11 protein-coding genes are annotated in these 13,503 nt (G+C 67.0%); 6 read left to right on the forward strand and 5 right to left on the reverse strand.

Annotated elements, in window-relative coordinates:
• The first annotated feature begins 161 nt into the window (after positions 1-161).
• The 5 genes from AC07M7_RS03290 (at position 162) to AC07M7_RS03310 (ending at position 7,528) form a co-directional block, all read left to right on the forward strand.
• Positions 162-1,268 carry an efflux RND transporter periplasmic adaptor subunit gene (locus AC07M7_RS03290; RefSeq protein ID WP_495206723.1) on the forward strand — a complete coding sequence of 369 codons (1,107 nt, stop codon included), beginning with the start codon at positions 162-164 and terminating at the stop codon, positions 1,266-1,268.
• Entirely contained in the window at positions 1,265-4,390 is a 3,126-nt protein-coding gene (locus AC07M7_RS03295) for an efflux RND transporter permease subunit (protein WP_495206724.1), read from the forward strand. The genes AC07M7_RS03290 and AC07M7_RS03295 overlap by 4 nt, the downstream gene beginning before the upstream one ends.
• 16 nt (positions 4,391-4,406) lie before the next feature.
• Positions 4,407-4,979 carry a GNAT family N-acetyltransferase gene (locus AC07M7_RS03300; RefSeq protein ID WP_495206836.1) on the forward strand — a complete coding sequence of 191 codons (573 nt, stop codon included), beginning with the start codon at positions 4,407-4,409 and terminating at the stop codon, positions 4,977-4,979.
• Between the two features lie 202 nt (positions 4,980-5,181).
• Positions 5,182-6,699, forward strand: coding sequence for an alanine/glycine:cation symporter family protein (locus tag AC07M7_RS03305; RefSeq protein WP_478473952.1), 1,518 nt, complete (start codon positions 5,182-5,184; stop codon positions 6,697-6,699).
• Complete coding sequence (locus AC07M7_RS03310; RefSeq protein WP_046985471.1) at positions 6,692-7,528, forward strand: TrmH family RNA methyltransferase; 837 nt, start codon at positions 6,692-6,694, stop codon at positions 7,526-7,528. The genes AC07M7_RS03305 and AC07M7_RS03310 overlap by 8 nt, the downstream gene beginning before the upstream one ends.
• Before the next feature lie 146 nt (positions 7,529-7,674).
• Here AC07M7_RS03310 and AC07M7_RS03315 read toward each other — a convergent pair whose 3' ends face one another.
• From AC07M7_RS03315 to AC07M7_RS03330, 4 genes are all read right to left on the reverse strand, one after another.
• Entirely contained in the window at positions 7,675-9,096 is a 1,422-nt protein-coding gene (locus tag AC07M7_RS03315) for a M28 family peptidase (protein ID WP_136639340.1), read from the reverse strand.
• Positions 9,097-9,321: 225 nt separating this feature from the next.
• The gene (mscL, locus tag AC07M7_RS03320) at positions 9,322-9,726 is read right to left on the reverse strand and encodes a large-conductance mechanosensitive channel protein MscL (RefSeq protein WP_006387613.1); all 405 of its coding nucleotides are present in this window, start codon (positions 9,724-9,726) and stop codon (positions 9,322-9,324) included.
• 55 nt (positions 9,727-9,781) lie between these two features.
• Positions 9,782-10,498 carry a fumarylacetoacetate hydrolase family protein gene (locus AC07M7_RS03325; RefSeq protein ID WP_006387611.1) on the reverse strand — a complete coding sequence of 239 codons (717 nt, stop codon included), beginning with the start codon at positions 10,496-10,498 and terminating at the stop codon, positions 9,782-9,784.
• Between the two features lie 75 nt (positions 10,499-10,573).
• A complete protein-coding gene (locus AC07M7_RS03330) occupies positions 10,574-10,855 on the reverse strand; it encodes a hypothetical protein (RefSeq protein WP_046985468.1) in 282 nt (93 codons plus the stop codon).
• Positions 10,856-11,033: 178 nt separating this feature from the next.
• Between AC07M7_RS03330 and AC07M7_RS03335 the strand changes: the two genes are divergently transcribed.
• A complete protein-coding gene (locus AC07M7_RS03335) occupies positions 11,034-11,369 on the forward strand; it encodes a Rieske (2Fe-2S) protein (RefSeq protein WP_046985467.1) in 336 nt (111 codons plus the stop codon).
• A gap of 286 nt (positions 11,370-11,655) precedes the next feature.
• Here the strand turns inward: AC07M7_RS03335 and AC07M7_RS03340 are convergent, their stop codons facing one another.
• Positions 11,656-13,503: an SLC13 family permease gene (locus AC07M7_RS03340; protein WP_046985466.1), complete on the reverse strand. Its 1,848-nt coding sequence runs from the start codon at positions 13,501-13,503 to the stop codon at positions 11,656-11,658.

Consider the following 13,503-nt stretch of genomic DNA (forward strand, 5'->3'; position numbering starts at 1 on the left):
GATACACCCCGACACAAGCCGACACCGCCAGCACCAGCCTTGCACGGAACCGGTTGAAGGCGCTAGCGCGGTGCCGGTTCCACGCCGGTAAACGCTTGGCACATACCGCTTTTGCGGGCCCTTGCCTACACTCGGCGGCCGTGGATCAATCAGGACCGTTCATGTTGGCTCGTATCGCTTCGACCCTGGCCTTCGGCCTCAGCCTGGCCGTGCTGGCCGGGTGCGCAGGCAAACAGGAGGCTGCCGCACGTCGGCAGGGCGAAGCAGTGCCGGTCACCGCGCAGGTCGTGCAGCCCACGCAGTGGAGCGACACCCTGCAGGCGCTGGGCACGGCCAAGGCGCGCGAATCGATCAGCGTCACCGCCAAGGTCAGCGAAATCGTCGAGAAGGTGCACTTCGAGAGCGGCCAGCACATCGCCGCCGGTGCGCCGATCGTGACCCTGCGCGGGCAGGCTCAGGAAGCGGCACTGGTGCAGGCGCAGGCCACCTTCCATGAGGCCGACCAGCTGTACAGGCGCCAGCGCGAGCTGGCCACGCAGCGGCTGGTATCCAGTGCCACGCTGGATACGCAGAAGTCGATCCGCGATGCCGCCGAAGCGCGCGTGGCGCAGATGCAGTCGGACATCGGTGACCGCCGTGTGCGTGCGCCGTTTGCCGGCGTGCTCGGCATCCGCCAGGTCAGCCCGGGCACGCTGCTGACGCCGACCACGGTGATCGCCACGCTCGACGACATCGAACACATGCACATCGATTTCCAAGTGCCGGAAGTGGAACTGGCCGCACTCGGCGTCGGCGACAAGGTCAGTGCATCCAGCGTGGCTTGGCCGGGCCGCACCTTCGAAGGCGTGGTCAGTACCATCGATGCACGCATCGATCCGGCGACCCGTGCAGTGACCGTGCGCGCCGACTTCGCCAACAGCGACCACGCGCTGCGTCCGGGCATGCTGCTGGACGTACGCCTGTTCCATCCCGAACGGCCGGCGCTGGTGGTTCCGGAAATCGCGGTGGTGCAGGTCGGCCGCGATACCTTCGTGTATCGCATCAAAAGCGACGACAGCGTCGAGCGCGTGGATGTGGTCACCGGTGCGCGCCGTGCCGGCGTGGTCGAGATCAAGCAGGGCCTGGAAGCGGGCCAGCGAATCGTGGTCGATGGCACCGGCAAGCTGCGCCCGGGACTGAAGGTAGCCGCCAAGGACGCAGCACCGGCGAGCGGCGCCAAGCCGGCTGACGCGCCGGCGGCGGTGGTCGCCGAGGGCCACGGCGGATGAAGCTGTCCGACACCTCCATCCAGCGGCCGGTGTTCGCCGTGGTGATGAGCCTGCTGCTGCTGGTGCTGGGCGTGATGTCCTTCACCCGCCTGACCCTGCGCGAGCTGCCTGCCATCGATCCGCCGATCGTTTCGGTGTCGGTGGATTACACCGGTGCCTCGGCGGCGGTCATCGAAAGCCGCATCACCCAAGTGCTGGAAGACGCGCTGGCCGGTATCGAAGGCATCGATACGATCAACGCGCGCAGCACAAATGGCCGCTCGCAGGTCAGCATCGAATTCACCTCCAACCGCGATATCGAGGCCGCAGCCAACGACGTGCGTGATGCGGTCAGCCGCGTTGCCGACCGCATGCCGGAAGAAGCGCGCCCGCCGGAAATCGCCAAGGTCGAAAGCGATGCCGACCCGATCATCTGGTTCAACATGGTCTCCTCGACCATGGACACGCTGGAACTGAGCGACTACGCCGACCGCTACGTGGTCGACCGTTTCTCCAGCCTCGACGGCGTGGCCCAGGTCCGCATCGGCGGCCGCCAGCGCTATGCGATGCGCATCTGGCTGGACCGTGACCAGCTGGCCGCGCGCGGGCTGACCACCGGCGACGTGGAAACCGCGCTGCGCAACGAGAACGTGGAACTGCCGGCCGGCCGCATCGAATCGACCGACCGCGACTTCACCCTGCGCGTGGAGCGCAACTACATCAAGCCCGAAGACTTCGCGACCATCCCGCTGGGCAAGGGCCGCGACGGCTACGTGGTGCGCATGGGCGACGTGGCGAAGATCGAGCTGGCTTCGGCCGAGCGTCGCGCCTACTACCGCAGCAACGGTGAACCGGGCATCGGCCTGGGCATCGTCAAGACCTCCACCGCCAACTCGCTGGATGTGGCACGCACCGCGCGCGCTGAGGCGGAGCGGGTCGCGCTGACGCTGCCCAAGGGCACGCAGATTTTCGTTGCCTTCGACAACACCACCTTCATCGAAGCCGCAGTGGACCGTGTTTACGCCACGCTGGTGGAAGCGATGATCCTGGTGCTGGCGGTGATCTGGCTGTTCCTCGGCAGCTTCCGTGCTGCACTGATTCCGGCAGTGACGGTGCCGGTGTGCCTGGTCGCCGCCTTCATCGCGCTGTATGCGTTCGACTTCTCGATCAACCTGCTGACCCTGCTGGCGCTGGTGCTGTGCATCGGCCTGGTGGTGGACGACGCGATCGTGGTGGTGGAGAACGTGCAGCGCCGCATCGATCTGGGTGAACCGCCGTTGGTGGCGTCCAAACGCGGTACCGCGCAGGTGGCGTTCGCGGTGATCGCCACCACGGCCGTGCTGGTGGCGGTGTTCCTGCCGGTCGGTTTCCTTGAGGGCAACACGGGACGGCTGTTCCGTGAACTGGCAGTGGCGCTGGCTGCGGCAGTGGCATTGTCCGCGTTCGTGGCGCTGACGCTGACGCCGACGATGGCCTCCAAGCTGCTCAAGCCCCATACCGGGCAGGCGCCGCGTGGCCTGCATGGTTTCATCAACCGCAACCTGGAGCGCCTGGCCGGGGCCTATGGGCGGGTGCTCGACCACCACGTCGATCGCACCTGGATCTACCTGCTGGTGATGGTGGCTGCCCTGGCCGCCAGCTGGGGCCTGCTCAAGCTGCTGCCATCGGAACTGGCACCGGCCGAAGACCGCGGTTCGTTCCAGATCATGATCGACGGCCCGGAAGGTGCCGGCTACGACTACACGGTGCAGCAGGTGCAGCAGGTGGAAGCGATGCTGGCACCGCATGTCGGCCCTGACAAACCGATCGTGCGCGCCAACCCGCGCGTGCCGGGTGGCTGGGGCGCCAGCGAGGAAATGCACACCGGCCGCGTCAGCATCTTCCTGCAGCCGTGGCGCCAGCGCAGCGAGGGCACGCCAGAAGTGGCCAATGAGCTGCAGAAGGAACTGGACACCATCCGCGGCGTGCGCGTACGTACGCAGGTGGGCGGTGGCCTGGTGCGCAGCGGCGGCCAGCCGTTCCAGATCGTGCTGGGCGGCCCGGAATACGCCGAGATCGCGCAGTGGCGCGACCGCATCCTGCTGCGCATGGCCGACAACCCCGGCCTGGTCGGCCCAGACTCGGACTACAAGGAAACCCGCCCGCAGATGCGGGTCAACATCGACCGTCAGCGTGCGGCCGATCTGGGCGTGCCGGTCACCGCGATCGGTTCGGCACTGGAAACCATGATGGGCTCGCGCCGCGTCACCACCTTCGTCGACAACGGCGAAGAGTACGACGTGCTGGTCCAGGCCGGCCGCGATGGTCGCGCCAGCCCGGCCGACCTCGCCGCGATCCGTGTGCGCGCCACCTCCGGCGAACTGGTGCCGCTGTCCAACCTGGTCACGCTGAGCGAAGTGGCCGAGGCCGGCACCCTGAACCGCTTCAACCGGCTGCGTTCGATCACCATCAATGCCGGCCTGGCGCCGGGCTATCCGCTGGGCGAGGCGATTGCCTGGGCGCAGCAGGTCACGCGCGAGGAGCTGCCGCAGTATGCGCAGGTGAACTGGAAGGGCGAATCGCGCGAATACCAGAGTGCCGGCGGCGCGGTGCTGCTGACCTTCGCCATGGCGCTGCTGGTGGTGTACCTGGTGCTGGCCGCGCAGTTCGAGAGCTTCATCCACCCGCTGACCATCATGCTGACCGTGCCGCTGGGCGTGCTCGGTGCGCTGGTCGGTCTGTGGGTCAGCGGTGGCACGGTGAACCTGTTCAGCCAGATCGGCATCGTCATGCTGGTCGGCCTGGCGGCGAAGAACGGCATCCTGATCGTCGAATTCGCCAACCAGCTGCGCGACGACGGGAGAACCGTGCGCGAGGCGATCATCGAATCGGCGATGGTGCGCCTGCGCCCGATCCTGATGACCTCGATCGCCACCGTGGTCGGTGCGGTCCCACTGGTGGTGGCCGGTGGCCCCGGTTCGGCCAGCCGTGGCACCATCGGCATCGTGATCATCTTCGGCGTGACCCTCTCGACCTTCCTGTCGCTGTTCGTGGTGCCGGCGTTCTACGCGCGGCTGGCGCCATACACGCGCTCGCCGGAAGCGGTGAAGCGCGAGCTGGAGAAGCAGGAAGCGGAGTCGCCGTCGGTGGGTGGACATGCCTGACCTGACCACCAACGGGATGGCTGGCGGGGTCGGATCCCTTTCCCAATGGGAAAGGGATCCGACCCCACACCTGCAGGGCGAGGGCTTCCTCCTACGCCCTTGGTGCAATGAAGACCTCGAATCGCTGCTGCGCCATGCCAACGATGCCGAGGTATCGCGGGGCCTGCGTGATCGCTTCCCGTACCCGTACACGCGCGAAGATGGCGAGGCTTTCCTGGCTGGCCGCGTGCTGGCGCCGGGCACGCTCAACCTGGCCATCGAGATCGACGGCCAGGCCTGCGGGAGCGTCGGTGCCCAGCAGGGCATCGCCGAGCGCGGTCACATGGCGGAACTGGGCTACTGGCTGGGCCAGTCCTACTGGGGCCAAGGCCTGATGACCCGGGTGGTCGGCCTGTTCGCACCGTGGGTGATGGACGAACTGCGCCTGTTCAGGCTGCAGGCCGGGGTGGTCGACTTCAACCTCGGTTCGGCCCGGGTGCTGGAAAAGAACGGCTTCCAGGAAGAGGGCGTGGACCGCTGCGCGGTCTACAAGCGCGGCGTGCTGCACGACCTGCGCCGCTTCGCCCGGGTGCGCACGCAGCTGCCCTGAGGGGCGGGGTCGGATCCCTTTTCGCAGAAAAGAGCTCTGACCCCATTTCACCGGTATCGGGGGTCAGAGCCCTTGCGCGTTGCGCAAGGGATCCGCCCCCATCCTTCTGCCGCTACCGCAGCGGCCTTCGATCAGGGAGAATCGACCGGTCCCTTCCAGCCGACGGGACGTCCTCACAACCCGCCGACTGGAGAGAGCGCGCGTGGAAGCTACCGTACATTTCATCAACAGCATCATCTGGAGCAAGGCGCTGATCTTCATGTGCCTGGCCGCCGGCCTGTTCTTCAGCCTGCGCACCCGCTTCATGCAGATCCGTGGTTTCGTCGAGATGTGCCGCCTGACCGTGTCCGGCGAGAAGTCCGAGGCCGGCGTGTCTTCCTTCCAGGCGCTGGCCATGTCGATGGCCGGGCGCATGGGCATCGGCAACATCGCCGGCGTGGCCACCGCCATCGCCTTTGGCGGACCCGGCGCCATCTTCTGGATGTGGGTCATGGGCTTCCTCGGCGCCTCCACCTCGTACGTGGAATGCACGCTGGCGCAGATCTACAAGACCAAGGACGCCGAAGGCCGCTACCGCGGCGGCCCGGCCTACTACATTGAAAAGGCCATGGGCCTGAAGTGGTATGCCATGGCCTTCGCCATCGCCACGATCATCGCCGCCGGTTTCCTGATGCCGGGCGTGCAGGCCAATGCCATCGCCGACAGCGTCATCAATGCCTGCCGTGGTACCGCGCTGTGCGGCCCGCTCGATGGCCAGGCCTTCGGCATGGAATCGGCGCAGGCGCTGAAGCTGGGCATCGGCATCGTGGTCGCCCTGTTGCTGGGCGTGGTGATCTTCGGCGGCGTCAAGCGCATCGCCAACTTCGCCGAAGTGGTGGTGCCGTTCATGGCCGCCGGCTTCATCCTGATGGCCATCGTCATCATGATCATCAACTACGACCGCGTGCCGGAAATGTTCGGCATCATCTTCAAGAGTGCTTTCGGTACCCATGCTGCATTCGGCGCGATGATGGGCCTGGCGGTGGAGTGGGGCATCAAGCGTGGTATCTACGCCAACGAGGCCGGCCAGGGCTCGGGCCCGCATGCGGCCGCTGCGTCCGAGGTCTCGCACCCGGCCAAGCAGGGCTACGTGCAGGCGTTCGCCATCTACTTCGACACCATGATGGTGTGCACCGCCACCGCATTCCTGATCCTGGCCAGCGGCACCTACAACGTGTACTCGCCGGTGCCGGGTGGCGCGCCGATCTTCCAGGGCCTGGCCGGTATTCCGGAAGGCGCGGGCTATGCGCAGGCCGGTGTTGAAGCGGTGCTGCCGGGCTGGGGCTCGGCCTTCGTGTCGGTGGCGATCTTCTTCTTCGCCTTCACCACCATCATGGCCTATTACTACATGGCCGAAACCAACCTGACCTACGTCAACCACAACAAGAAGCGCCCGCTGACCGTGCTGCTGCTGCGCCTGGGCATCATCGGCATGGTGGTGTTCGGTGCCTTCCACAACGCCACCCTGGCCTGGGCGCTGGGTGACATCGGCGTGGGCCTGATGGCCTGGCTGAACATCATCGCCATCCTCATCATCCAGAAGCCGGCCATGCTTGCCCTGCGCGATTACGAGCGGCAGAAGAAGCTGGGCCTGGATCCGATTTTCGACCCCGATGCCCTGGGCATCAAGAACGCCGATTTCTGGCGTCAACGCAAGCTGGAGTTGTCCCGTAGTGAATGATCCCTGGAAGAATGCCCGCCGCCCGTCGTCGCGACCGCCGCGGGCCACCCCGCTGCCACCGCGTGAGGGCGGCACCCCGCCACCGCCGGGGCGTGGCAATGACGAACTGCGCCTGTATGGCTGGAACGCCGTGCAGGCCCTGTTCGACAAGCGCCCGCAGGCACTGCGCAAGCTGTACCTGGTGGAATCGCTGATTCCGCGCATGCAGCCGGTGCTGAAGTGGTGCGTGGCCAACCGCGTGGGCTATCGCGTGGTGGAGGAGGGCGACCTCAACAAGCTGGCTGCCACCACCCATCACGAAGGCCTGGTGGCCGACGTGCTGCGTGCGCCGGTGCTGGCGCTGGACGCATGGCTGGCGACGCTGCCGGCTGATGCACCGGCGCTGGCGTTGTGGCTGGACGGTGTCGGCAATCCCCACAACTTCGGCGCGATCCTGCGCTCGGCCGCGCACTTCGGCGTCAAGGCGCTGCTGCTGCCGGCCGGCAGCACGCTGGCGCTGTCCGGCGCCGCGGCACGCGTTGCCGAAGGTGGCGCCGAATCGGTGCCGCTGGTGCAGTTGCCGGACAACGCACAGGCGATGGCGCAGCTGCGAGCGGCCGGTTTCGGGCTGGCAGCAACCCTGGTCGAGGGCGGTGAGGACGTGTTCCGCGCATCGCTGCCGGCACGACTGGTCTACGTGATGGGTGCCGAAGGCGAAGGCATGGACCGCAGCCTTGCCAGCGAATGCGACCTGCAGGTCTCGATTCCCGGCAGCGGCGCGGTGGAGAGCCTGAACGTGGCCTCGGCCACGGCCGTGCTGTTGGCTCAGTGGGTCAGTCGCCGCGATTGAACCTCTGCGCGGGGTCAGATCCCTCGCCACGGCGAGGGCTCTGACCCCGTCCGGTTCCCGATGCAGGATCTGCCGTGGTGGGTGCGAACTTTGGTTCGCACCGCTCCCGCCGCTGCGCTCGCCGGGCATGGCCCGGCGCTACTGCGTCATTCGTTCGGCGGCGTGGTCGCCTTGGCTTCGCTGCCGAAGCTGCCATCGGCTTCCGCCGCCAGATACGCGAACACGGTGTAGGCGGCCACGTTCTGTGCCAGCGCCTTCGGGTCGATCTTGTCCAGCGTGTCGTCGGCGGTGTGGTGCAGGTGGAAATAGTCCGAGCCGTCCTGCGCCAGCCACGCCCATGCACCGCCCTTGGCCGCCAGCGGGCCGACGTCCGGGCCCGGACCACCCTTGTCGGCCTGGTACTCGATGCCCAGCGGCTTCATCACTTCGGCAATCTGCTTCGTCGCTTCGCGCGAGCCTTCCGGGTTCGGCGAACCGGTGTTGAAGGCGTAGATGCGGCCAGCACCGAAGTCGCTCTCGGCGGCCAGCTGGTGCAGGGCCACATCCTTGGCATGCGCTTCGGCGTAGGCCTTGCCGCCATACAGGCCCTGTTCTTCGTTGGCGAACGCGATCACGCGGATGGTGCGCTTCGGCGCCTGCTTCAGCTGGCCGATCAGATGGCCAGCGGCCATGGTGATGCCCACGCCTGCACCGTCATCCACCGCGCCGGTGCCCAGGTCCCAGGAATCCAGGTGACCACCGATCACCACCACTTCCTTGGGCAGGCTGCGGCCGGTGATCTCGCCGATCACGTTGTACGAGGTGGCGGTGCCATCCCAGCCGCAGTCCAGCGCCACCTTCACCGTGGTGCTGCCACGGGCCAGCAGGCGGGCCAGCTGATCGGCGTCGGGCACCGACAGTGCCGCCGACGGCACCGGGGTCAGGCCGTCGTCGAAGCGGGTGATGCCGGTATGCGGCACGCGGTGGGAATCGGTACCGGCCGAACGCATCAGGAAACCGACCGCGCCCTTGCGGATCGCCTCGGACGGGCCCTTGCTGCGGATCGCGCCGCCACGGCCGTAGTCGCGTCCATCGCGGAAGGGCAGCATCTGGTAATCGACGAAGGCGATCTTGCCCTTCAACGAACCGGCCGGTGCTGCCTGCAGCGCAGCCAGGTCGGCGAAGCGCACGACTTCGGCTTCCACCGTGCCGCCCGGGCTGCCGCCCAGCGCGGTGATCTGCAGCGGCTGCGGGTTCCTGCCGGTTACGGCGGCGTGTTCACTGCGGCGCTCCCATTTCGGGAAGGTCACCGGCTCTTTCCAGACCTTGTCGAAACCGAGTGCCTTGAACTTGGCTTCGGCCCAGGCCACGGCGCGAGCGTCAGCTTCGCTGCCGGCGATGCGCGGGCCGATCTCGGTGGTCAGCGATTCGACCACCTTCCAGCCGGTGTCGTCAGCCAGCGCCTGGTCGCGCAGCTGCGCAGCGGTGGCCAGCGAAGCCGGGGGCAGGGTGGTGGTGTGCGGCGCCGCGAAGGCCGGGGCGGCCAGCAGGGCGAGGGAGGATGCGATGGCAAGGATGCGGCGACGCATGGACAGCTCCGGGAAGGGACCAAGCCTTGGAGCTTAACAGTCGTTCAGGCCCGCGCATGGGCGGGAGGTCATGGCTGGCGCGAACGCTGTTTTCCGCCACGTCCGGCAAAGCGAAAGCCCCGCCGGAGCGGGGCTTTCGTGCAGTCGCGGTAGTGCCGGCCGCTGGCCGGCACCACGGTTGTTCCGACGTTGCCGGCCAGCGGCCGCCACTACCGGTAGGCCGCCTTATTTCTTCAGGCTGTCGCGGATCTCGCGCAGCAGCACCACTTCCTCGGCCGGTGCGGCCGGAGCGGCTTCCTGCTTGCGGGACAGGCGGTTGATCACCTTGATCACCAGGAAGATGGCGAAGGCCACGATCACGAACTGGATCAGCGTGTTGATGAAGTCGCCGTAGCCGATCACCACGGCGGGGATTTCCTTGCCGTCGGCACCGATGCTGGCCGGTGACAGCGTCCACGCCAGCTGCGAGAAATCCACCTTGCCGATCAGCATGCCCAGCGGCGGCATGATGATCTTCTCGACCAGCGCGGTCACGATCTTGCCGAAGGCCGCGCCGATCACCACGCCGACGGCGAGGTCGATGACGTTGCCGCGCATCGCGAATTCCTTGAACTCGGTGAGCATTCCCATTGTTGTTTTTCTCCGGTGGGGGAAGTGGACAGCGCGCAGGGTAGCGCAGGTGATGTCAGCCGGCGATCACGCCGTGGCGCTCGGCCACGTTTTCCAATCGGGCACTGAAACGGTCGCCGGGCTTCAGCGCGGCCACCCCGGACGGGGTACCCATGAACACCAGGTCGCCGGCACGCAGCTGCCACAGCTTGGACAGCTCATGCAGGATCTCCGGCACGTTCCAGATCATCTGGTCGAGCAGGGCCTGCTGGCGGACCTCGCCGTTGACCTCCAGCGACAGGTTCAGCGCGGCCAGGTCGCCCACTTCAGCGGCATGCACGATCTCGCTGATCGGCGCCGAGGCGTCGAAGCCCTTGGCTGCATCCCACGGATGGCCCTTGTCCTTGGCGGCGGCCTGCAGGTCGCGACGGGTCAGATCCAGTCCCACTGCATAGCCGTAGACCAGCGCATCGGCATCGGCCACGGCTAGTTCACCGGCCGGCGCATCACGGCCGATCGCCACCACCAGTTCCACTTCGTGGTGCAGGTTGGCGGTTGCCGGGGGATAGGGGATGGCATCGTCGTGGCCGACCACGATCGCATCGGCCGGCTTGCTGAAGAACATCGGACGGCCGCGGTCGTCGGCCGCCGGCACCGCTGCGCCCATTTCGCGGGCATGGTCGGCGAAATTGCGGCCGACGCAGTAGATACGGTGCACGGGGAAGCTGCCACCACCCACCACCGGCACACGCGGCAGGGCTACGGCAGGAATCACATCGGAGACATCGGACATGCGGGCATCCAGGAAGGGCGTGCCCGCAGTCTAGAACGCATGGCGCCCGCCGTCAGCGGGCGCGGAGGGCGTGGATCAACGCGAGGCCGGCAGCACCGGCTTGCGCACCACGCGGAATTCGCCCTCGACCACGTTCGGGTCGAGCGGACGGGCAGTGCCCGGCTTGCGCGAAGCCAGCAGCTTCCACGCCAGGCCGACCAGGATCATCGCCGCACCGACGAACACGCCAATGAACACCATCGCGGCCAGGATCGCCAGGCCGAGCAGGCCTACGGCAACGCGCACCAGCGGATGGCGCGGCTTGCGCGGCGCGAACAGGGTGCGGAACTGGTTGAAGGCGGATGCGCGATTGAACATGGCGGCTCGATAGGCTGGAATCAGCGAAACCAGAGTATCGGGAGGTGCCACTGTCTTTGAGTGAAAAACTCGTTAAATATAGCCTGTGCTTATTACGAATCAATGACTTGTGTTCATGTTGCAGCCAGTCACCTGAGTGGGCGTGCGACAATGCGCGTTTACTGTCCGAGCCTTCGCCATGACTGCCGCTGCTGCCCTGATCGCCCTTGATGCCATTGCCGATGGCGCGTTCGCCGAGGTCGAGGCGGTGGTCGATGGGGATGCCGAGTCGCTGGTGTTGTACCGCGACGGGTCTCAGGTGCGGGCGTTCCTGAACATCTGCCCGCATGCCGGTCGCCGCCTGGACTGGGCACCGGGCCAGTTCCTGAAGAGCCGCGAAGGCCACCTGGTATGTGCAGCGCACGGCGCCTCGTTCGCGCTGGACAGCGGCGACTGCATCGCCGGCCCCTGCAAGGGCGACCGCCTGCGCGCGGTGCCGGTGGACGTGCGCGACGGGCAGGTCTACCTGGCCTGAGGCCGGAAGCAGTCGAGCACGGCTCGACTCTACAAAAGTCGTGTCGAGGGCGACACCTACCAACAGCGGTCCATGCCGTTCCGACAGCGCGCGGAAATCTGTCGAAGGCGGGGTGAGTCCGGTTGCGGGGGTGTCCGCGGCATGGATGCCGCGGCCAAGCCCCCACGGACGGGTTTACGGCGTCCCCCGCAACCGGACCCACCCGCCATCCCAAGGAATGCAGGCCGTTGCCGTTGTCGTTGCCTCGGCGGGTGCAGGGCGCACCCCTGCCAACAAACCCCAACCCTCAGAACATCAGGTTGATCATCAACACCACCACGCACGTATAGATCAGCGACAGTGGTCCGCCGACCCGCCACATTTCGCGTGGGGTGTAGTTGGCCGGGCCGGTGATCATCGAGATCACCGGATTGGAGGCCGTCATCAGGTTGTTGGACGCCGACAGCGCCACGATCAGCGCGAACGCCGTCGGGTTGCCGCCCGCGGCCAGCGCCAGGTTCACCGCAATGGGCACCATCACGATGGTCGCGCCCACATGGCTGATCACCAGCGAGAACGCCGTGGTCAGCAGCGCCAGTGCGACTTCCAGCACCCAAACCGGGATGCCGGTGGGCAGCTTGTCGATGGTGTGGCCGGCCACCCATGCCGCCGCGCCGCTGGAGTCCATCGCCCAGCCGAGCGGGATCAGCCCGGCCATCATGAACACTGTTTTCCAGTTGATCGAGGCGTAGGCCTCGTCCATGCGCAGCACGCCGGTCAGCAGCATGCCGGCCACGCCGGTCATCAGGGTCAGCGCCACCGGCAGCTTGCTGGTCAGCGCGATCAGGATGGTCAACGCGAAGATCGCCATCGCGATCTTGAACTTGTGCGGGCGCTGCTCGCCGGTCGGGTAGTCGGTCACCACCACGAAGTCACGACTCCTGGCGGCCTGTGCCAGGTCGGTCCAGATGCTGTGGAAGACCAGCATGTCGCCGGCACGCAGCTGCACATCGCGCACGTCCTCGCGGATCACCTGCTTGTCGCGGTTGATCGCCAGCAGGCTGATGCCGCGCTCCTTGCGCAGGCGCAGGTCGGCCGCGCTCTTGCCGATCACGTTCGAGGTCGGTGGCACCACCGCCTCGGAGATGCCGGCGCGGCTGGGGTTGAACAGGTCACCGAGGTGCTTCAGGCGCGAGGACATGCGCAGGAACTGGTTCTGCGCGAAATCGTGGATCTGCTCGCGCGGGCCCATCGCCCCCAGCACGCTGCCGACCCAGATGCGCATTTCCGCCGGTGGCGCCAGGCGGGTGTCATTGCCGGTTTTCAGGGCCAGCAGCAGCGGCGCATCATGCAGGTTCTCGGCCTCGCCCAGGGTCATGCCGACCAGCGGGCTTTCAGCGCTGACCACCAGTTCGAACACGTCGCCTTCGATGCCATAGGTCTTTGCGAAGTAGCTCTCGGTGCGTGCCGGGGTGACCCCGTCGTTGACCAGGCTTTCCTCTTCCACCAGCTTGCGGTCGCCGTAGTAGCGGAAGTACAGCAGCGAAGCGATCAGCAGCGCCACGCCGATCGGCAGCGGCGCGAACATGCGCAGCGGTTCGATGGTGGCCAGGCCCGAGGGCAGGTTGTTGTTGGCCGAGGCCAGCAGATCGTTCAGCAGGATCAGTGGCGAGTTGCCGACCATGGTCAGCGCGCCACCCATCACGATCGCCGCCGAGATCGGCAGCAGCAGCCGCTGCATGGTCAGGCCCGTGCGCGCCGCCAGCCGCGAGGCCACCGGCAGGTACAGCGCCATCACCGACGGATTCTGCATGAAGGACGAGTTCAGGCCGGCGATGGCCGTGGTCATCATCAGCAGCCGTTGTTCGACGCCATGGCCGCGCCGCAGCAGCCATGCGGCCAGCCGGTTCAGCGCCCCGGTGCGGTCCAGGCCGGCACCGAGGATGGTGGTGGCGATGATGCTCATCACCGCGTTACCGGAGAAACCACCGAAGATTTCCTCCGGCGCGATCAGGCCGGTGACGCCGAGCACCACCAGCACCACCAGCGCGACCACGTCGGCGCGGATGCGCTCGAACAGGAACATCGCCATCGTGAAGCCGACCAGCCCGAGCACGAGCTTCATGTCGTTGGTCAGCGTCAGCGCGGTATCCAT

The sequence above is a fragment of the Stenotrophomonas sp. GW821-FHT09E08 genome (assembly GCF_059416125.1).